Source organism: Pseudomonas sp. NFACC41-3, from assembly GCF_900109505.1.
GTDB lineage: Bacteria > Pseudomonadota > Gammaproteobacteria > Pseudomonadales > Pseudomonadaceae > Aquipseudomonas > Aquipseudomonas chlororaphis.
This window is the reverse complement of the sequence record NZ_FOAE01000001.1, coordinates 91,976-111,240: the sequence shown is the minus strand read 5'-3', so window position 1 is coordinate 111,240 and position 19,265 is coordinate 91,976. Positions and strand designations below refer to the sequence as shown.

The following is a 19,265-nucleotide window of genomic DNA, read 5'->3' as shown; positions in this document are numbered from 1 at the left end:
TTAATGAAGACGGTTGGCGGCTCGGCGGTGCGGCCGCGCTCACAGGAGCGCGACCGGGCTCAGGCTCAGACCTTGTTGAACAGGCCCAGCTGGGTAATCTTGCTGAAGGCCAGTTGCGAGGCTTGCAGCATGGTCTGTTGCAGGGTCAGGCGGGTCAACACCTCGGCCGGGTCGGAATCGCGGATTGCCGACTGGGTCTGGGTATTGGCGGCGCTCAGGCTCAGGTTGGTCTCGTTCTGGATATCCAGCGCCGACCCACGACCACCGATATCACTGACCGCGCTCGCCACCTGGTTGGCGCCGCTGGCCAGGTTGGCCATCCCCGCCTGCAACCCCGCGTTGAGTTTCTGGATGGCGATCGGATCACCGTTGGTCGGTGTATCCAGCACCGTACGCAGTTGGCTGATGGTGTCGAGGACGTTCTGGGTCTGGTGGTTGTTGACCGCCACCACATACTGGTCGCCCGCCGCCGGCGTACCGCTGAAGGTGAAGCCCACGCCAGACGCCGTGGCAGTGGAGCCGGCCATGGTGCCGGTGGAGACCGGCTTGCTGTCGGCGGTCAACGGCGACGCATACAACTCGTAGTCGGTGGCGCTGGTGAACTTGAGGATCGCACCGCCGCTCGGGAAGCTGGCGTTGTAGGCGTTGCTGTTGCTGACGCTGGCACCGGTCACCACCGCGGTCGACGGGTTGCCCGGGCTACGCGAGACGTTGAAGGAGTCAGGCTTGGCCGCCAGGGTGAAGCTGTGACCGGCGATCTCCGTGTTCGGGGGGGTGGCATCGCCGGGTTTCAGGTTGATGCTCAGGCGCAGATCGACGCCACGGAAACTGACGGTCTGTGCCTCGGCGCCCTTGCTGGAGCTGAAGGAGCCATTCTGGCTGGCCTCGGACGTCACGTCGTTGCCGGCGCTGTCGGTGATCTTGAACTGAGTGCTGCTGAGGAAGCTGATGGTGTACGGCTCGCCGCTGCGGAACTCGCTGTTGTACTTCGGATTCGAAGACACCTGGCCGTTGGACAGCGTCACCCGGCCATCATCCACCGCCGGGGCGGTCATGCTGACCTGGCTGCGGCTGGTGTTGATGGCTTGCTGGAAGGCGGCCCAGCCGGTGGTATTGGTGGCCATGGACATGGTGTCGCCCACCGGCAGGTTCAGCGTGGTCTGGTCGCCGTTGTAGCTGTAGGTGCCGTCGGAGTTGCGGGTGAACGGCACGGTGTCGCCCTGGGAACCGGCAAAGATGTACTTGCCGTTTTCATCCTGGGTATTCATCAGGCTCAACAGCTGCTCTTCGATCTGCGCCAGCTCGGCGGCGTTGGCCTTGCGGTCGGCGTCGGTGTAACCGGCGCTGCCCGCGCCGGTCGCCAGTTCCTGGGCACGCGCCAGAACGTTGGTGATGCTGGTCAGGACCGATTCGGCCTGGCCCAGGGACGCCTTGATCGAGGTGGTGTTGGCCGAGTACTGGCTCAACAGCGAAGCCTGCTGGCCCAGTTGCAGCAGGCGCGAGGCGCCTACCGGATCATCGGCCGCGGTGTTGACGCGAACCAGGCTGCTGGCCTCTTCGCTGCTCTTGACCGCATTGGCGAAGTTCTTCTGGTAGTTGGCAGCCGAGGACTCGTAAAACTGGGCGGTGGAAATACGCATGGACTACGACTCCTTAAAGGCTGTTGATCAGGGTGGCGAAGGTTTCCTGCGCCGCCTTGATGATCTGCGAGGACGCGGTGTAGTACTGCTGGTACTTGACCAGGTTGCCGGTCTCTTGATCCAGGTCGACCCCGGACAACGAATCCCGCGCGCCCTTGGCGTTGGCCAGGATCGTCTCGGTGGCCGCGCTGTCGAGCTTGCCCTGGCTGGCCTTGGCACCGACGTTCTCCACCAGCTTGCCGTAGGCGTCGACCAGGGTGATGCCCTTGCTGGCCGAACCGGTATCCACCGTCTGCTTGCTCTGCAGGCCCGCCAGGGCGGTACCGTTGCGGTTGTCGGTGGAACCGGCGCCGTTGAACTTGACGTTCAGCCCTTCGCCTTCCTTCGGCGAGCCGGCGACGCTCATTTCTACGGTGAAGGTTTTCTGTACCGGCGGTGTGCCGCCGTCGGTGATCGGGTTGCCGCTGGCATCGACCATCTTGATCTGCAGGTTCAGGGTGTTGTTCTGCCCCGGGACGATCGAACCGGTGCCCATCAACGTGCCCTTGGCATCATAGTACTTGTAGCCCTGGCTACCGCCCGCGGGGGCGTCGAAGACCAGCTTGACCGGCACCGAGTTCTTGATCGCGGTCTGCATCTCGGTTTTGGCGGCCGAGTTGTAGATGTCCAGCGCCGGCTTGACTGTCGGCAGGCCCGGAATGCTCAGCGAACCGGTGGCCCCCGGCAGTACCTCGGCATTCAGCGGCGCGGCGATGGCCAGGCGCTTGGCGTCGGTCAGCTCGGTCTTGATAGTGGTCGCCGCGTTACGGGTCGGGGTGATCTTGAAACTGTCGCCGGCGCTCATCGCCCCGCCGTTGAGGCTCAGGGTGAAACCGTCGATCACCGGTGGCGGCGTGGTGGTGGTGCTGAACGCGCCCAGGCTGGTGCCGTCGGAGCGCTTGACCGTGTAGTCGGTGGCGCTGGTGAAGGTCACCTGGTAGTCGCTGATGGTCAGCTTGCCGGTGTCCTTGATGGTCACGTCGAGGTTGCCCGAGCCTGCGCTGTTGTTGCCGTTGGCAATGCTGCGCTGGCTGATCAGGGCCGCACTGTTGATGTTGTTGAACAGCGCCGCGCCGAACTCGCCGTTCTTGTCGATGCCTTGTCCGAGCTGGCTGTTGACCTGGTCGGCGATCACCAGGGCCACGCGCCCCAGTTCGTTCATCGCCGGGTCCAGTACCTCGTTGCGATAACGCAGCAGGCCGCCGATCTCGCCACCGGTGACCACCGAGGTCACATCGATAGTGCTCGAGCCGCGATTGAGCTGCAGCGAGGAACGGGTCGGGTCGGTCTTGCCGGCAACCACTTCCAGCTTGCTGGAAGTGTTGCCCACGACCAGCGGCTGGCCGCTGCCCAGGTACAGGTCGACGCTCGAGCCGCGCTCCGAGACATCCACTTTGACGAAGGTCGACAGCTGGCGCAGCGTCTCGTTGCGCGCGTCGAGCAGGTCGTTGGGCATGCCGCCGCCGCTGGAGACTTCGGAAATCTTCTGGTTCAGCTGGGCGACAGTGGCCGCCAGCTTGTTGACCTGATCAGCCATGCTGCTCAGGTTGCCGTTGATATTGGCGTTCTGCTCGTTCAACTGGCTGGAAACCGAGTTGAAGCGGTTGCTCAGGGCTTGCGCATCGCTGAGCAGCAATTGGCGCGAAGCATCGTCGGCCGGCTTGGCGTTGACGTTCTGCATCGAGGCAAAGAACTTGGTCAGCGCGCCGGTGATGCCGGTGCCGCTGTCCGACAGCAGCTTGTCCACCGGAGTGATCTGCCCCAGGTAGGCGGCGGCATCGCTGTTCAGCGAGGTGGTGGTCTGCAGCTGGGCGTCCAGGTAGCTGTTGTACACCCGGCGCACGTCGGCCAGGGTGGTACCGCTGCCGATGAAGACATTGCCGTACTGGTTCGAAGCCTTGCTGCCCTGCACGGTCTGCTGGCGCGAATAACCGGCGGTATCGGCGTTGGCGATGTTGTTACCCGTGGTCATCAACGACGTTTGGCTGGCTGACAGCCCCGACATCCCGATATTGAGCAAACTCATGATTCAGACCTTATAAATTCGTGGAAGCGCCCGCCGCAGCGTAGTTCTCGTAGCTCTTCATCTGCTTGGCAATCTGCGAAATCTTGCTTGCGTAGTCCGGGTCGGTTGCATACCCGGCCTTTTGCAACTCGCGTACAAACTGTTCTGGGTTATCGGCCGACTTCAGCACTTCTTGATAGCGATTGTTGCTCTGCAACAAGGTCACCAGGTCATGGAAGCTGTCCTGATACGAGGCATAGGAACGGAACTCGGCCGTCTCCTTGACCATCTGGCCATTTCTGAATTCGCTGGTGATCGCCCGCGCCTGGTCGCCCTTCCAACTGCTGCCGGCCTTGATACCGAACAGGTTGTGACTGCTGCTGCCGTCCTGCTGGCGCATCACCGATTTGCCCCAGCCGGTTTCCAGCGCGGCCTGGGCCACCAGGTAGCGCGGATCGACCCCGATGCGGTCGGCCGCCTGCTGCGCCATCGGCAGCATGGTGGCGACGAATTCGTCCGCCGAGCTGAAGGCTTTCTTCGCCGGCGCCAACGGTGGCTGGGCCACGGCGCGACCGTAGATCTGCATGCGTCCGTGGGGCACCGCGGCAAAGCTGCGCGAGCTGTTCTTGACCAGCGCGTCGGTAGCGGCCGTGGTGCGTTCCGGCAAGGCCGTCCTGTTGACGGCGGCGCTGTCGGCCGACGGCACGATGCCCGCCAGCAGGCGATCGGTCAGCTTGCTCGGCAGGGAAATACGCCGCTGGTTGAGCAGCGCCATATCGTTATGGGTACCGCTGTCGGCGGCGCGCTGCGGTTCCAGCGCACGAGACGCCCACAACGGACGCTGGCCATTGACCCGCGACAACGGCCCGCCCAAAGCGGTGGTGCCGGCAGCGATGGCGGTTGGCGTCGCGACCTTTTCGGTCTGGGCGCCAGGCAAGGTCGCCGCCGCGGCAGGATTAGTGGATTTGTTCTTCGACATCTGGCGCATCAGCACATCGGCCAGGCCGATGCCACCGCCCTCGCGGGACATGGAAACCGCCAGTTGCTGGTCGTACATTTCCTGGTATTGCTTGGCCGCCGGAGTGTTAAGCGGGTTGTCCTTGCCCAGCGCTTCGGTGGCCGAGCGCATGGACTTGAGCATTTCGTTGAGGAACAGCGACTCGAACTCCTGCGCCACCTTGCGCATGTTGGCGTCGCTGTTCTTGTCGCCGACCTTGAGCTGGTTAAGCCGGTTGAGGTCCGAGTAGGAACCCGAATCGCCGCTGCTGACCAGGCCGCTCTTGCGAATATCCATGGCCCCTACCTCAAATCACGATCAGGTCGGCTTGCAGCGCGCCGGCCTGTTTCAAGGCTTCGAGGATCGCCATCAGGTCGCCCGGTGCCGCGCCGACCTGATTCACCGCACGCACGATCTCGTCGAGGGTGGTGCCCGGGCCGAACTTGAACATCGGCTTGGCTTCCTGCTCAGCGTTGACCCGCGAGCGTGGCACGACCGCGGTCTGGCCGTTGGACAGCGGACCCGGCTGGCTGACGATCGGGTCTTCGGTGATGGTCACGGTGAGGCTGCCGTGGGTCACGGCGGCTGGCGACACCTTGACGTTCTGGCCGATGACGATGGTGCCGGTACGCGAGTTGATGATGACCTTGGCCACCGCCTGCCCCGGATCGATTTCCAGGTTCTCGAGGATCGACAGATAGTCAACGCGCTGGCTCGGATCGAGCGGCGCGGTGACGCGGATCGAACCGCCGTCGATGGCCTGGGCCACGCCCGGGCCGAGCATGTCGTTGATCTTGTCGACGATGCGCTTGGCGGTGGTGAAGTCGGAACGGTTGAGGTTCAGGGTCAGGCTGTTGCCCTGGTTGAAACCGCTCGGTACCGCGCGCTCCACCGAGGCACCGCCCGGGATGCGACCGGCCGAGGGAACGTTGACCGTGATCTTCGAACCGTCACGGCCCTCGGCGTCGAAACCGCCCACCACCAGGTTGCCCTGGGCGATGGCGTAGACGTTACCGTCGATCCCCTTGAGTGGCGTCAGCAGCAAGGTGCCGCCACGCAGGCTCTTGGAGTTGCCGATGGAGGACACGGTGATATCCACCTGCTGCCCCGGCTTGGCGAACGCCGGCAGATCGGCGCTCACCGATACCGCCGCGACGTTCTTCAACTGCACGTTGCCGGAACCCGGCGGCACCTTGATGCCGAACTGCGACAGCATGTTGTTGAAGGTCTGCAGGGTGAAGGGTGTCTGGGTCGTCTGGTCGCCGGTGCCGTTAAGCCCGACCACTAGGCCGTAGCCGATCAACTGGTTGGAACGCACGCCGGAAATGCTGGCGATGTCCTTCAGCCGTTCGGCTTGAGCGTGGCAGGCCGCCGAAAGCAACAGCGCGGCCAGCATGAGGCGTTTGAAATTCAACGTAGCCACCTAGAAAGGGAACAGCGGGCTGAGGAAGAAACGGTCGAACCAGCCCGGCTGGCTCGCATCGGCAAAGGCACCGGTGCCCGAATAGGTGATGCGGGCGTCGGCGACGCGGGTCGAGGACACCGTGTTGTCGGTGGCGATATCGTCGGCACGCACCAGGCCGGCAATCCGCACCAGCTCGTCGCCGGTGTTGAGGGTCAGCCACTTCTCGCCGCGCACGGCGATGATGCCGTTGGGCAGTACGTCGGCCACCGTCACGGTGATCGAACCGGTCAGGCTGTTGCTCTGGCCGGACTTGCTGTCGCCCTTGGTGGCCCGGTCGCCGCTGTAACCGACGTCCAGGCTCAGGTCGCCGCCGCCCACCGGGTTATTGGTGCTCAGGCCGCCACCGAAAAACGAGGTCAGGCCGATGCCGGTCTTGCTGTTCTTGTCGACCTGCGAGTTGGCGTTCTTGCTCGCCTGGGTCCGCTCGTTGAGGGTGATGGTGATGATGTCGCCCACGCGGAACGCCTTGCGGTCGCTGTACAGGTTCTGCTCGAAGCCGGCCTGGTAGATCGAGCCGTTGTTGGCCGCAGCCGGCAACGGAGTACGTGGCAACACCGGAGCGTAATACGGGTCATTGGGCTTCGGCGTCGGGGCCACGCAGCCTCCGAGCACGACGAACCCACTCAGTGCGAGAACAGATACAAAGCGATTCATGACCCTACCTCATGGTGTTGCAGGCGGCCGCTGGGCCGCCCCAGGACTTGATTACAGATTCTGCGTGACGAACGAGAGCATCTGGTCGGCGGTGGAGATCACCTTGGAGTTCATCTCGTAGGCGCGCTGGGTGGTGATCATGTTGACCATCTCCTCAACGGTGCTGACGTTGGAGGTCTCCAGGGTGTTCTGCAGGGTGGTGCCGAAACCGTTGAGGCCTGGGGTACCGACTTGCGGCGCGCCACTCGCGGCGGTTTCCAGGAACAGGTTGTTGCCCGTCGCTTGCAGGCCGGCCGGGTTGATGAAGTCGGCGGTCTGCAGGTTGCCGATCACTTGCGAGGCCGGGTTGCCGGCGGTGGTGATCGAGACGGTGCCGTCCTGGCCCACGGTGAAGGTCTGGGCATCGTTCGGCACGACGATCGCCGGCTCCAGCGCGAAGCCGTTGGCGGTGACGATCTGGCCGTTGGAGTCCAGGTGGAAGGTGCCGTCGCGGGTATAGGACGTGGTGCCGTCCGGTTGCAGGACCTGGAAGAAACCGCGGCCGTTGATGGCCATGTCCAGCGGCTGCTCGGTGGTCTGCAGGCTGCCGGCGGTGAAGTTCTTCTGGGTGCCGACGATGCGCACACCGGTACCCAGTTGCAGGCCCGACGGCAGCTCGCTGTCCTGGGTCGACTGGGCGCCAGGCTGGCGTTTGATCTGATACAGCAGGTCCTGGAACTCGGCGCGATCACGTTTGAAACCCGTGGTCGAAACGTTCGCCAGGTTGTTGGAAATAGTGGTCAGGTTAGTGTCCTGGGCGGACAGACCTGTTTTGGCAACCCACAGAGCCGGAAGCATTCGATTCTCCTCGTGCGCCTGTTTTACGGCGCGACGTACTGGTAATTAGCTGATCTGCAAGACCCGAGCCATGGCCTGGTCGTCTTCTTTGGCGGTGTTCATCATCTTGATGTGCAGTTCGAACTGCTTGGAGAGCGCCAGCACCGAGGTCATCTCCTCGACCGCATTGACGTTGCTCGACTCGAGGAATCCCGAGACCAGTTGCACATTGGCGTCAGCCGCTGCCGGCTTGCCGTCCTTGGTATGGATCGAACCGTCCAGACCCTTGGTCATGTTCTTCAGGTCCGGGTTGACCAGCTTGATGCGGTCGACCTCGGCCATCACCCGTGGGCCTTCGCCCATGGCGCGGATGCTGATGGTGCCGTCCTGGCCGACTTCCACCTGCTGCTCCGGCGGCACGGCGATCGGGCCGCCGTTGCCGATCACCGGCATGCCGTTGCCGGCGCGCAGCACGCCCAGGGCGTCGATATTCAGGCTGCCGGTGCGCACGTAGCTTTCACCGCCCTCCGGGGTCTGCACGGCGATCCAGCCATTGCCGCTGACCGCCACGTCGAGGTCGCGACCGGTTTCCACCAGCGAGCCCGGGGTGAAATCGGTAGCCGGCCGTTCGGACATGGCAAAGGCCCGCGCCGGAAAGCTGTCACCAAACACCGGCATCGAACGCGCCTGCTCCAGGTCGCGCTGGAAACCGTTGGTGGAGATGTTCGCCAGGTTGTTGGCATGCGCCTTTTGCGCCAGCGCATTCTGGCTGGCACCGGTCATGGCCACATAAAGGTACTTGTCCACAGTCTTTCCTCTGCATGTCGGACGTTTGCCGTCCACCGCTGTACTGCTGAGCCATAAGCAATAAGCGCACCAACTTGTTTTTCGGGCGGTCGAAGGCAGGAAATCCGGGAGCTTGAGGACCTTCGAAGGGAATCGGGGGATTGTGTCAGAGACGAAAAACCGGCGCAGATATGCCGCTTACGGCAAGCCTCGGCCTCCAGGGCACTCCCCAGCCTCGCCGCTGCTCCTGTAGCCGCTGCCGCAGGCTGCGATCGAGGCCGCAGGACTCGCAGGCTGGCAACGCATGACCTCGACCCGATCGCAGACTTAAGATCTGGCGCCTGCTGCGCAGCCTGCGGCAGCGGCTACAGGATTCAGCTTTCGTCGGCGTTCTTGCCGACTTCGTATTCGCGCAGTTTGTTGGCGATAGTGGTGTGCGACACGCCCAGGCGCTTGCCGAGCTGACGGCTGCTGGGGTGCTCGGAATACAAGCGTTCGAGCACCGCCTTTTCGAAGCGCCCGACGATGTCGTCGAGCCCGCCTTCCAGGGAGAAGTCACCAAGGGGTTGGCGCACGCCATAGTCCGGCAGGCGAATGTGCTCGGCCTTGACCGTGCCGCCGTCGCACAGGGACACCGCCTGGAACAGCACGTTTTCCAGCTGCCGCACGTTGCCCGGCCAGTGGTAGTGACTGAGGCGCTCCATGGCCGCCGGCGCCAGCCTGGGCAAGGCGCAGCCGATCTGTCGGCTGGCCTGGTCGAGGAAGTGCTCCACCAGCGGTGTCAGGCCGTCGAGGCATTCGCGCAGCGGCGGGATATGCAACGACAGGACGTTGAGCCGGTGATACAGGTCCTGGCGGAACTCGCCGCGGGCGCACAGCTCGGACAGGTCGACCTGGGTCGCACAGATCACCCGCACGTCCAGGTACACCTCTTCGTCGCTGCCGACCCGACGGAAGCAGCCGTCCTGCAGAAAACGCAGGAGCTTGACCTGCAAGCGCGGGCTCATCTCGCCCACCCCGTCGAGAAACAGCGTGCCGCCGGCGGTCAGCTCCAGCAGCCCGAGCTTGCCTTCGGCCCGCGCGCCTTCGAAGGCCCCCGGCCCGTAGCCGAACAGCTCGGTCTCGGCCATGGATTCCGGCAGGCCGGCGCAGTTGAGCGCCATCAACGGCGATTGCCCGCGCGGGCTGGCCAGGTGGCAGGCGCGCGCCAGCAGTTCCTTGCCGGTGCCGGTCTCGCCCTCGATCAGCAGCGGCGCGTCCAGCGGTGCCATGCGCCGCGCTTCGCGGACCACCGCGGCCATGACTTTCGAACTCTGGAAGATGCTGTCGAAGCCGCGCAGTTCCTGCTTGCGCACGTTGTAGATGCGCTCGCCGACCCGGTCCGCGCGGTGCAGCGTCAGCACCGCGCCGGCCATGGCCTCGCTGTCGTCGTGCTCCGATTGCAGCGGCGCGATGTCCGCCAGAAACACGTCACCCTTGACCTTGACCCGCAGGCCGTTGATCCGCGACTTGTTGGCCCGCACCAGTTCCGGCAGGTCGAAATCCTCGGCATAGCGCGACAGTGGAATCCCCGGCACCTCGTCCACCCGCACGCCCAACAGCTGCGCCGCCGCGCGGTTGGCGGCGACGATGGAGCCGCCCATGTCGATGGACAACACCGGGAATTCCAGCGCCCCAAGCAGCGCATTGAGCTCCATGTGCCGCCGCTCGCTGGGCATCAGCCCGACCCGCTTGACCCCGAACACCCCGGCGATCGATTCGAACTTCGGCCGCAATGCCTGGAACTGCAGATTGATCAGGTTCGGGCAATGCAGGTAGATGGCATTACCATGCTCGCCGCCCACCTCGCCCCGGGCCACGTTGATGCCGTACTCCACCAGCAGGTTGAGAATGTCGCGCAGGATGCCGATGCGATTCTGGCAGTGGACTTTGATACGCATAGAAGGAAGGCCCGAGGCAGGTAATGGAGGGCGTGAATGCCAGAAAGCGGCGTTTTTGCCACCGTCCGACAGGAACTTTCTGCGGTGTGACGCAGATAATCGTCAAGATTATGTGACAGTCGTCGGCCTTTTCAAATCGACTATTCTCAGTATTAGCGGCCCCGCGATGTTTTCGTAACGAAAACTTTACGAAATCAGCCCAGATCCGCCCATTACGTTCACGTCAACCTGCTGCATGGGCTGCAACCTTGGGTTATCTCTAGCGTCAACTGATAACAAGAAGCAGCCCCTGACAGGAGAGCAGCATGAAGCAGACGCAGTACGTGGCCCGCGAGCCCGACGCGCAAGGTTTTATCCACTACCCCGATGAAGAACACGCGGTGTGGAACACCCTGATCACCCGTCAGCTGAAAGTGATCGAGGGTCGCGCGTGCCAGGAATACCTGGACGGCATCGAGAAACTCGGCCTGCCCCACGACCGCATCCCGCAGCTGGGCGAAATCAACAAGGTGCTGGACGCAACCACCGGCTGGCAGGTAGCCCGGGTGCCGGCGCTGATCCCCTTCCAGACCTTCTTCGAATTGCTCGCCAGCAAACAGTTTCCGGTCGCGACCTTTATTCGTACCCGCGAAGAACTGGACTACCTGCAAGAGCCGGACATCTTCCACGAGATCTTTGGCCACTGCCCGCTGCTGACCAACCCCTGGTTCGCCGAATTCACCCACACCTACGGCAAGCTCGGCCTGCAGGCCACCAAGGAAGAACGGGTGTACCTGGCGCGCCTGTACTGGATGACCATCGAATTCGGCCTGCTGGACACCCCGCAAGGCCAGCGCATCTACGGCGGCGGCATCCTCTCCTCGCCGAAGGAAACCGTCTACTGCCTGTCGGACGTGCCCGAGCACCAGGCCTTCGACCCGCTGGAAGCGATGCGCACCCCGTACCGCATCGATATCCTGCAACCTATCTACTTTGTGCTGCCCAACCTCAAGCGCCTGTTCGACCTGGCCCATGAAGACATCATGGCCCTGGTGCACCAGGGCATGCAGATGGGCCTGCACGCACCCAAGTTTCCGCCCAAACCCAAGGCGGCCTGAGCACCCTGCCCTCGCGCGGCGCTCATAAAACCCGTAATTTCCAACAAGAACCGACTTCAGGAACCCACCATGACCGCTCTCAACCAAGCCCATTGCGAAGCCTGCCGCGCCGATGCTCCACAAGTCAGCGACGAAGAACTGCCGGTACTGATCAAGCAGATCCCCGACTGGAACATCGAAGTACGCGATGGCGTCATGCAACTGGAAAAAGTCTTCCTGTTCAAAAACTTCAAGTTCGCCCTGGCCTTTACCAACGCAATAGGTGAAATTTCCGAGGCAGAAGGTCATCATCCTGGCCTGCTCACCGAATGGGGCAAGGTCACCGTGACCTGGTGGAGCCACTCCATCAAGGGCCTGCACCGCAACGACTTCATCATGGCCGCCCGCACCGACGAAGTGGCCAAGACCGCAGAAGGACGCAAGTAATGCATTTCGACGCCATAGGCCGAGTACCCGGCGACCCGATTCTTGGCCTGATGGAGGCCTATGCGTCGGACAGCAACCCACGCAAGTTCGACCTCGGCGTCGGTGTCTACAAGGATTCCCAGGGCCTGACGCCGATCCCCCGGTCGGTCAAGCTGGCCGAGCAGCGCCTGGTCGACCGGCAGACCACCAAGATCTACATCGGCGGCCACGGCGACGCGGCCTTTGGCAAGGTGATCAATGAACTGGTGCTGGGCGCCGATTCGCAGCTGATCTCCGAACGCCGCGCCGGCGCCACCCAGACCCCGGGCGGCACCGGCGCGCTGCGCCTGAGCGCCGACTTCATCGCCCACTGCCTGCCGGGCCGTGGCGTGTGGTTGAGCAACCCGACCTGGCCGATCCACGAAACCATCTTTGCCGCCGCCGGCATCCAGGTCAGCCACTACCCTTACGTCGGCAGCGACAACCGCCTCGACGTCGAGGCCATGCTGGCGACCCTGAACCAGGTGCCCAAGGGCGACGTGGTGCTGTTGCACGCTTGCTGCCACAACCCCACCGGTTTCGACCTGAGCCATGACGACTGGCATCGGGTGCTGGACGTGGTGCGCAGCCGCAACCTGCTGCCTCTGATCGACTTCGCCTACCAAGGCTTCGGCGACGGCCTCGAGCAGGATGCCTGGGCGGTACGGCTGTTCGCGGCCGAACTACCCGAGCTGCTGATCACCAGTTCCTGCTCGAAGAACTTCGGCCTGTACCGCGACCGCACCGGCGCGCTGATCGTCTGCACCCGGGACGTGGAAAAGCTGCTGGACGTACGCAGCCAGCTGGCCCATATCGCCCGCAACCTGTGGTCCACCCCACCGGATCACGGCGCCGCTGTAGTCGCCACCATCCTCGGCGACCCGGAGCTGAAAAGCCTCTGGGCGGACGAAGTGGAAGCCATGCGCCTGCGCATCGCGCAGTTGCGTTCAGGCCTGGTGGAGGCGCTGCAACCCTTCGGCCTGGCCGAGCGCTTCGCCCATATCGGTGTGCAACGCGGGATGTTCTCCTACACCGGCCTGACGCCGGAACAGGTCGGCAAACTGCGCGATCAGCACAGCGTGTACATGGTCAGTTCCGGCCGGGCCAACGTCGCTGGCATCGACGCCACCCGCCTGGATTTGCTGGCCGAGGCCATCGCCGCAGTCTGCAAGTGACACCCTGATCGCGAGCAAGCTCGCTCCTACAGGCAGGTGCTTTTGTAGGAGCGAGCTTGCTCGCGATGCTCTTCAACGATCCCCCGCCCGATGAAACACCTTTCATCCCAAAACCCCAGATAAAAATCTTTTTGTCATTTCCAGTGCTGTATCCTGCCCAGGCTTTTTAAAAGCGCGGATCTACCCAGCGATTTAAAAAACAGACCTTGCGAGGAGCAACGAACATGCACGAGATTCCTAATCTCCCCTTCCCAAGCCTGCACGAAACTGAGCAGACAACCCCGCAACAAGCCGGCGCCCAACAGCCCGAGCCGAAAGAAGCCGCACCCGGTCACAAGGCCGACAGCGAAGACTGACCGCAACACCCAGACCGTGTGGAAAGCGCTCTTTGATGCGCTTTCCACACCGCCTGAAACCCGCTTTCGAGAACCGCCTCCATGACCGACGCCTTCAGCGAAACCCAAGCCAGCGTTTTGATCGGCACCGCCGAAAAGATGATCGAGATCTGGAACCGCCTGACGCCGGAAAAACAGGCCGCCCTGCTGGCGCGCTTCGGTACCCAGGAAAACGCCCTGGCCGCCCTGGTCACCACGCAATTGCTGGCCCCAGCCCAAGCCTGACCTCGCGACGCGCAAAAACTTGCGCCAGAACATCGATTTCTCCACCAGAATCGTTTCAAGCCTCGGTATCATAAGCAGCCTATCTATCTCTGCCGCGCCCGTGGACCTTTCCCATGCCAGATACCCAGCGCCCCTTGGCGGTCACGCTGCAAGTCGTCTCCATTGTCCTTTTCACCTTTATCGGCTACCTGAACATCGGCATCCCCCTGGCCGTGCTGCCGGGCTACGTGCACAGCGAGCTGGGCTTCGGCGCGGTGATCGCCGGGCTGGTGATCAGCGTGCAATACCTGGCCACCCTGCTCAGCCGCCCCTATGCCGGGAAGATCATCGACAACCTGGGCAGCAAGCGCGCAGTGATGTACGGCCTGGCCGGCTGCGGTCTGAGCGGTGTGTTCATGCTGCTGTCGGCATGGCTGCACAGCCTGCCGGTGCTGAGCCTGGCCAGCCTGCTGGTCGGGCGCCTGGTGCTGGGCAGCGCCGAGAGCCTGGTGGGCTCGGGCTCCATCGGCTGGGGCATCGGCCGCGTCGGCGCGCAGAACACCGCCAAGGTGATTTCCTGGAACGGCATCGCCAGCTATGGCGCGCTGGCCGTTGGCGCGCCGCTGGGGGTGCTGCTGGTGGATCGCCTGGGGCTGTGGAGCATGGGCGTGAGCATCATTCTGCTGGCGCTCCTCGGCCTGGCGCTGGCCTGGCCGAAACTGGCGGCGCCGATCGTCGCCGGCGAGCGCCTGCCGTTCCTCCATGTCCTGGGCCGGGTATTCCCCCACGGCTGCGGCCTGGCCCTGGGCTCGATCGGCTTTGGCACCATCGCCACCTTTATCACCCTGTATTACGCCACCCAGAACTGGTCCAACGCGGTGCTGTGCCTGAGCCTGTTCGGCGCCAGCTTCATCGGCGCGCGCCTGTTGTTCGGCAACCTGATCAACCGCCTCGGCGGCTTTCGCGTGGCAATCGCCTGCCTGTCGGTGGAAACCCTGGGCCTGTTGCTGTTGTGGCTGGCGCCGGATGCCCATTGGGCCCTGGCCGGCGCGGCGTTGAGCGGTTTCGGCTTCTCCCTGGTGTTCCCGGCGCTGGGGGTGGAGGCGGTCAACCTGGTTCCCGCCTCCAGCCGTGGCGCGGCGGTGGGTGCCTATTCGCTGTTCATCGACCTGTCGCTGGGAATCACCGGACCGCTGGCCGGGGCGATCGCCGCCGGTTTCGGTTTTGCCTCGATCTTCCTGTTCGCCGCCCTCGCCGCCTGCAGCGGTTTGCTGCTGAGCCTCTACCTGTACCGCCAGGCGCCGAAGTATCGCGAGGAGCGCGGCGAGCGTTAGTAGTCGACCTTGCCGCGGCCGGCCTTGATGTTGCCGCGCTTGCTCTTGGACTCCAGGCGCCGGGTCTTCGAGCCCAGGGTCGGCTTGGTCGGCCGGCGCTTCTTCTCCACCTTGATGGCGTCGAGGATCAGCTCCACCAGACGCTCCAGGGCATCGGCGCGGTTCTGTTCCTGGGTGCGGTATTGCTGGGCCTTGATGACGATCACCCCGTCGCTGGTGATGCGACTGTCGCGCAGCGCCAGCAGCCGCTCCTTGTAGAACGGCGGCAGCGACGAGGCCGGAATGTCAAAGCGCAGGTGCACCGCGCTGGAAACCTTGTTGACGTTCTGCCCACCCGCGCCTTGCGCGCGAATGGCGGTCAACTCGATCTCGGCATCCGGCAGATGCACGTTGTTGGAAATCACCAGCATGGAAAAGACATCCGCTTTCAGGGCGTTCAGGATACCGCGCCTGCGGATTTGCAGCGCCCACAAAAAACCCGGCCGAAGCCGGGTTTTCCGTTACCGCGCGAGCCTCACTTCAGCGCAGCGTTGGCCGCCTGCAGGCTGTGCTGCGCGCTGCGCTTGTTCTTGATGCCGTAGCAGACCCACATGAAGGCGACCCACACCGGAATCGCGTACACCGAGATCTGGATGCCCGGAATCATCAGCATGATGCCGAGGATGAACACCACGAACGCCAGGCAGACGTAGTTGCCGTAGGGGTACCACAGCGCCTTGAACAGCGGCGATTGTTTCGTGCGGTTCATGTGCTGGCGGAACTTGAAGTGCGAGTAGCTGATCATCGCCCAGTTGATCACCAGGGTCGCGACCACCAGCGACATCAGCAGCTCCAGGGCGTGCTGCGGGATCAGGTAGTTGAGCACCACGGCAACGAAGGTCACCACCGCCGAGGCCAGGATCGACATCACCGGCACGCCGCGCTTGTCGATCTTCGCCAGGACTTTCGGCGCGTCGCCCTGCTCGGCCATGCCCAGCAGCATGCGGCTGTTGCAGTAGGTGCCGCTGTTGTACACCGACAAGGCCGCGGTCAGGACCACGAAGTTGAGGATATGCGCCGCGGTATCGCTGCCCAGCATCGAGAACACCTGGACGAACGGGCTACCGCTGTAGGCATCGCCGGAGGCATTCAGGGTCTCCAGCAGGCTGTTCCATGGAGTCAGGGACAACAGCACGACCAGGGCACCGATGTAGAAAATCAGGATGCGGTAGATCACCTGGTTGATGGCCTTGGGAATCACGGTCTTCGGCTTGTCGGCCTCGGCCGCGGTAAACCCGAGCATCTCCAGGCCGCCGAAGGAGAACATGATGATCGCCATGGCCATCACCAGGCCACTGACGCCATTGGGGAAGAACCCGCCGTGCTCCCACAGGTTGCTCACCGAAGCCTGCGGGCCGCCGTGACCGCTGACCAGCAGGTAGCTGCCCAGGGCGATCATGCCGACGATGGCCACCACCTTGATGATCGCGAACCAGAACTCGGCTTCACCGAAGACTTTGACGTTGGCCAGGTTGATCAGGTTGATCAGCACGAAGAACGCCGCGGCCGAGGCCCAGGTCGGCACGTCCGGCCACCAGTAGTGCACGTACTTGCCGACCGCGGTCAGTTCCGACATACCCACCAGGATGTACAGAATCCAGCAGTTCCAGCCCGACAGGAAACCGGCGAAACCACCCCAGTACTTGTGCGCGAAATGGCTGAAGGAACCGGCCACCGGCTCTTCGACGATCATCTCGCCGAGCTGGCGCATGATCATGAAAGCGATGAAGCCGCAGATGGCGTAGCCGAGGATCATCGACGGACCGGCCGACTTGAGCACGCCGGCGGAGCCCAGGAACAATCCGGTACCGATCGCGCCGCCCAGGGCGATCAGTTGAATATGGCGATTTTTCAGGCCGCGCTTCAGCTCGCCTGAATGCGAGTTTTGTCCACTCATGAAAAGGGTCTCACGCAAGGTTTGATGATGTTCGATAGACGTTGCAGCCGACAGCAGGCTTAAGCAGCGCGGATCAAACCCCAGCGCAGGCACCAGGAGTTCAGCGTTTGTTTAACGGTCATGCGTCACCTGTTTGTTTTTATCTGTGACGAAATCGAACCCACCACGCTTGTGACGTGGCGGAGTGAACAAGGCGGATAGCCTTGAGATTATTGGCCTTGGGAGCGTGTCTCGAGCATTCGAGCCAGGGCTCGTCACGCGTCGAAACCAGTCGTTGGGGCGCAAAATGCGCGGATACGCAGTTGAGTCACAGTTAAAACGCCGCGCATTGTACACCCCTGACTCCCTGCCGCCAGACGCGGCTTATCAGCGCGTCGGGTGCCGGAATCGCACGGGGCCTGCTCGATGCTCGGCATCGGCGGCAAGGTTCGGGACAGACCCGTCGGGGTCGTCGGCGAAGGTACGACAGCAATCGCCCTTCGGAGGGAATAGGTTGAGGTGAGCCACGGCGTTCATTGCGCCTCCTTCTTGTTATGCACCTGCACACAGGCATGGGCTGCATCACACCTGCCTTGAGGCCGCGGAACAAGCGGCTTGGCGCCCGGCGGCGGGCCGTATCGAGGCAACAACGGAAGGTTTTTCTTACAGCGCCGAACAAGGGTCGATTCGATGAATCGATAGCGGACTTTTCGTAAGTATTTCTTTACAAGGCGGAACGTATTTTTTCCACCTCAGATCAGTGACATCGGCGACTGCAAATTGACGGCCAGCGCTTTTTTATCTGTCTGCTCGCTCAGCTTTTTGTTTTTTCTTGATAATTTTTCAACACAAAAACAGAACAAAAAGTTTAATAAAAATATTTCAATTATTTTTTTGCAATTCAAAAAACCCTGGACTAGGTTTCCAGCCACTTGCCGGACCACACCCCCGGCAAGCCGAGCGGCCACGTTGAACAGTTGGGGCTTTCAAATACTCCCCGTAGAACGCCCGAGCCGTCTCATCGACTGCTTTTATCCGAAACTGCTTTTATCCGAAAAAAGTCATCTAGGAGATTCACGATGCAAGCACTGGAAAAAGACTTGGACACTGAACTGCAACTGGACGATTGGTTTGAAGCAGCGACCCACGAGGCCGCGGTGGAAATGATGCAGGCCGATGCGGTAGTACCGTTCGGCACGGCGATGTGGCCTTTGTAAAAAGGGCCTTCAGGCAGGAGCGGCCCGGCGGTCGCCCCTGCCTCCATCCGCTGTCTGTCAGGGAGGATCCATGGACAACACCGCTGCCATCCGGCATTTCCTTTACTACCTCGAACACCACCCGGCCCTGGCCGAGCGCCAGAGCGCCAGGGTCCTGATCGGCCACACCGCCGAATATGCCGCCACCAGCGCCGCCATCATCGAGCAGGCCGGTGAACCCTTCAGTTTCACAGCCCTGCGTCTCGACCTCGAACCCACCTCGGCTCTGGCCCAAGCCATCGCCGACTGCGACCTGTATATCTTCTTCTACGACTCCTCCACCCTCTCGCCGCCCCGCCCGCAAGGCCCGGAGTTTATCCAGGCGCTGCAGGGCGTGATGGCCGAGAACTGGAAGAAGTCGCTGCTGTTCAAGGACTACGGCGACTACTTCTACGACACCTTCAGCGTCGAGCCGCAGCGCATCGCCGAGCTCAACGCGACCCTGATCCGCCACATGTCCGAGGCCACCACCCTGAGCTTTCGCGACGACCACGGCTCGTACTTCGAAGCGCCGCTGGACAGCATCAAGAAGTGGACCAACATCAACGGCGTGGGCAACTACGACCTGGCGCCCGGAGAAATCGCCAGCCACAGCGAGGCCATCAATGGCCGGGTGAAATTCGTCGGCACCTTCCTCGGCACCATCCCCTTCGCGCGCAAGTACGGCGTGCTGCAATCGCCGCTGGAACTGTGGATCGAGAACTCCACCATCAGCCGCATCGCCACCGACGTGCCGGGGCTGGCGGACGACTTCAACAAATACCTGGATGCCAACCCGTCCAACCGGCGCATCGAAGAGCTGGGCATCGGCACCAACGAAGGGGTGAAAGACCTCTACGCGCGCAACTCGGGTTTCGAGGAGCGCCATTGCGGCCTGCACCTGGGGCTGGGCGGCGGGGCCAAGGGCAGCCATCACCTGGACCTGATCTTTGCCAGCGGGGTGCTGGCGCTGGACGACCAGCCGGTGTTCGATGGCAGGTTTGTGTTCTGAGCCTGTAGCCGCTGGCGCAGCCTGCGATCGGCTGCGTAGCAGTCGCAAGGATGCCGGAACGCGAATAGCCCGCCAGACCTCTGTTGACGGCTTTTACGGCCGCTACGTCGGA

Annotated in this window: 18 protein-coding genes; 8 read left to right on the top strand and 10 right to left on the bottom strand. The window is 62.9% G+C overall.

The features are described from left to right. Positions 1-65 precede the first annotated feature (65 nt). The 8 genes from BMY68_RS00470 to BMY68_RS00435 form a co-directional block, all read right to left on the bottom strand. Complete coding sequence (locus BMY68_RS00470; RefSeq protein WP_009042711.1) at positions 66-1,640, bottom strand: flagellar hook-associated protein 3; 1,575 nt, start codon at positions 1,638-1,640, stop codon at positions 66-68. Between the two features lie 13 nt (positions 1,641-1,653). Beyond that, positions 1,654-3,705, bottom strand: a complete 2,052-nt coding sequence (gene flgK / locus BMY68_RS00465; protein WP_085530139.1) for a flagellar hook-associated protein FlgK — start codon at positions 3,703-3,705, stop codon at positions 1,654-1,656. A 10-nt stretch (positions 3,706-3,715) separates the two neighbouring features. Continuing rightward, entirely contained in the window at positions 3,716-4,978 is a 1,263-nt protein-coding gene (flgJ, locus tag BMY68_RS00460; protein WP_085530138.1) for a flagellar assembly peptidoglycan hydrolase FlgJ, read from the bottom strand. Positions 4,979-4,988: 10 nt separating this feature from the next. Further along, the gene (locus BMY68_RS00455) at positions 4,989-6,077 is read right to left on the bottom strand and encodes a flagellar basal body P-ring protein FlgI (protein WP_080748366.1); all 1,089 of its coding nucleotides are present in this window, start codon (positions 6,075-6,077) and stop codon (positions 4,989-4,991) included. 27 nt (positions 6,078-6,104) lie between these two features. After that, entirely contained in the window at positions 6,105-6,800 is a 696-nt protein-coding gene (gene flgH / locus BMY68_RS00450) for a flagellar basal body L-ring protein FlgH (RefSeq protein ID WP_007922701.1), read from the bottom strand. A 51-nt stretch (positions 6,801-6,851) separates the two neighbouring features. Next, positions 6,852-7,637, bottom strand: coding sequence for a flagellar basal-body rod protein FlgG (gene flgG, locus BMY68_RS00445; protein ID WP_009042707.1), 786 nt, complete (start codon positions 7,635-7,637; stop codon positions 6,852-6,854). A gap of 45 nt (positions 7,638-7,682) precedes the next feature. After that, on the bottom strand, positions 7,683-8,423 hold the full coding sequence (locus BMY68_RS00440) for a flagellar basal body rod protein FlgF (protein ID WP_009042706.1): 741 nt from the start codon (positions 8,421-8,423) through the stop codon (positions 7,683-7,685). A gap of 353 nt (positions 8,424-8,776) precedes the next feature. Next, positions 8,777-10,342: a sigma-54-dependent phenylalanine hydroxylase transcriptional regulator PhhR gene (locus tag BMY68_RS00435; protein WP_009042705.1), complete on the bottom strand. Its 1,566-nt coding sequence runs from the start codon at positions 10,340-10,342 to the stop codon at positions 8,777-8,779. Between the two features lie 305 nt (positions 10,343-10,647). Here BMY68_RS00435 and phhA point away from each other — a divergent pair, with 305 nt between their 5' ends. From phhA to BMY68_RS00410, 6 genes are all read left to right on the top strand, one after another. Beyond that, positions 10,648-11,439 (top strand): phenylalanine 4-monooxygenase, encoded by a 792-nt coding sequence (gene phhA / locus BMY68_RS00430; RefSeq protein ID WP_085530137.1) that lies wholly within the window; start codon positions 10,648-10,650, stop codon positions 11,437-11,439. Positions 11,440-11,508: 69 nt separating this feature from the next. Then, positions 11,509-11,865, top strand: a complete 357-nt coding sequence (locus BMY68_RS00425) for a 4a-hydroxytetrahydrobiopterin dehydratase (RefSeq protein WP_009042703.1) — start codon at positions 11,509-11,511, stop codon at positions 11,863-11,865. Next, positions 11,865-13,058: an amino acid aminotransferase gene (locus BMY68_RS00420; RefSeq protein WP_085530136.1), complete on the top strand. Its 1,194-nt coding sequence runs from the start codon at positions 11,865-11,867 to the stop codon at positions 13,056-13,058. Before BMY68_RS00425 ends, BMY68_RS00420 begins: the two co-directional genes overlap by 1 nt. A 224-nt stretch (positions 13,059-13,282) precedes the next feature. Then, entirely contained in the window at positions 13,283-13,414 is a 132-nt protein-coding gene (locus BMY68_RS30240; RefSeq protein WP_007930094.1) for a hypothetical protein, read from the top strand. A gap of 81 nt (positions 13,415-13,495) precedes the next feature. Beyond that, on the top strand, positions 13,496-13,678 hold the full coding sequence (locus BMY68_RS00415) for a hypothetical protein (RefSeq protein WP_053277930.1): 183 nt from the start codon (positions 13,496-13,498) through the stop codon (positions 13,676-13,678). 113 nt (positions 13,679-13,791) lie between these two features. After that, entirely contained in the window at positions 13,792-14,991 is a 1,200-nt protein-coding gene (locus BMY68_RS00410; protein ID WP_085530135.1) for an MFS transporter, read from the top strand. Here BMY68_RS00410 and arfB read toward each other — a convergent pair. Together arfB and BMY68_RS00400 are read right to left on the bottom strand one after the other, a co-directional pair. Beyond that, on the bottom strand, positions 14,988-15,401 hold the full coding sequence (gene arfB / locus BMY68_RS00405) for an alternative ribosome rescue aminoacyl-tRNA hydrolase ArfB (protein WP_085530502.1): 414 nt from the start codon (positions 15,399-15,401) through the stop codon (positions 14,988-14,990). The genes BMY68_RS00410 and arfB overlap by 4 nt on opposite strands. 104 nt (positions 15,402-15,505) lie before the next feature. Then, complete coding sequence (locus BMY68_RS00400) at positions 15,506-16,927, bottom strand: amino acid permease (RefSeq protein ID WP_085530134.1); 1,422 nt, start codon at positions 16,925-16,927, stop codon at positions 15,506-15,508. A gap of 1,058 nt (positions 16,928-17,985) precedes the next feature. Between BMY68_RS00400 and BMY68_RS29780 the strand changes: the two genes are divergently transcribed. Beyond that, complete coding sequence (locus BMY68_RS29780) at positions 17,986-18,123, top strand: hypothetical protein (RefSeq protein ID WP_007930088.1); 138 nt, start codon at positions 17,986-17,988, stop codon at positions 18,121-18,123. 70 nt (positions 18,124-18,193) lie between these two features. Beyond that, positions 18,194-19,153, top strand: a complete 960-nt coding sequence (locus BMY68_RS00395; RefSeq protein ID WP_062823270.1) for a CgnE/CgnB domain-containing protein — start codon at positions 18,194-18,196, stop codon at positions 19,151-19,153. Positions 19,154-19,265 lie beyond the last annotated feature (112 nt).

Bases quoted from the DNA above. Each gene is read 5' to 3' on its own strand.
- BMY68_RS00470 (WP_009042711.1), bottom strand. From the start codon at position 1,640: ATGCGTATTTCCACCGCCCAGTTTTACGAGTCCTCGGCTGCCAACTAC.
- flgK (WP_085530139.1), bottom strand. From the start codon at position 3,705: ATGAGTTTGCTCAATATCGGGATGTCGGGGCTGTCAGCCAGCCAAACG.
- flgJ (WP_085530138.1), bottom strand. From the start codon at position 4,978: ATGGATATTCGCAAGAGCGGCCTGGTCAGCAGCGGCGATTCGGGTTCC.
- BMY68_RS00455 (WP_080748366.1), bottom strand. From the start codon at position 6,077: ATGCTGGCCGCGCTGTTGCTTTCGGCGGCCTGCCACGCTCAAGCCGAA.
- flgH (WP_007922701.1), bottom strand. From the start codon at position 6,800: ATGAATCGCTTTGTATCTGTTCTCGCACTGAGTGGGTTCGTCGTGCTC.
- flgG (WP_009042707.1), bottom strand. From the start codon at position 7,637: ATGCTTCCGGCTCTGTGGGTTGCCAAAACAGGTCTGTCCGCCCAGGAC.
- BMY68_RS00435 (WP_009042705.1), bottom strand. From the start codon at position 10,342: ATGCGTATCAAAGTCCACTGCCAGAATCGCATCGGCATCCTGCGCGAC.
- phhA (WP_085530137.1), top strand. From the start codon at position 10,648: ATGAAGCAGACGCAGTACGTGGCCCGCGAGCCCGACGCGCAAGGTTTT.
- BMY68_RS00425 (WP_009042703.1), top strand. From the start codon at position 11,509: ATGACCGCTCTCAACCAAGCCCATTGCGAAGCCTGCCGCGCCGATGCT.
- BMY68_RS00420 (WP_085530136.1), top strand. From the start codon at position 11,865: ATGCATTTCGACGCCATAGGCCGAGTACCCGGCGACCCGATTCTTGGC.
- BMY68_RS30240 (WP_007930094.1), top strand. From the start codon at position 13,283: ATGCACGAGATTCCTAATCTCCCCTTCCCAAGCCTGCACGAAACTGAG.
- BMY68_RS00415 (WP_053277930.1), top strand. From the start codon at position 13,496: ATGACCGACGCCTTCAGCGAAACCCAAGCCAGCGTTTTGATCGGCACC.
- BMY68_RS00410 (WP_085530135.1), top strand. From the start codon at position 13,792: ATGCCAGATACCCAGCGCCCCTTGGCGGTCACGCTGCAAGTCGTCTCC.
- arfB (WP_085530502.1), bottom strand. From the start codon at position 15,401: ATGCTGGTGATTTCCAACAACGTGCATCTGCCGGATGCCGAGATCGAG.
- BMY68_RS00400 (WP_085530134.1), bottom strand. From the start codon at position 16,927: ATGAGTGGACAAAACTCGCATTCAGGCGAGCTGAAGCGCGGCCTGAAA.
- BMY68_RS29780 (WP_007930088.1), top strand. From the start codon at position 17,986: ATGCAAGCACTGGAAAAAGACTTGGACACTGAACTGCAACTGGACGAT.
- BMY68_RS00395 (WP_062823270.1), top strand. From the start codon at position 18,194: ATGGACAACACCGCTGCCATCCGGCATTTCCTTTACTACCTCGAACAC.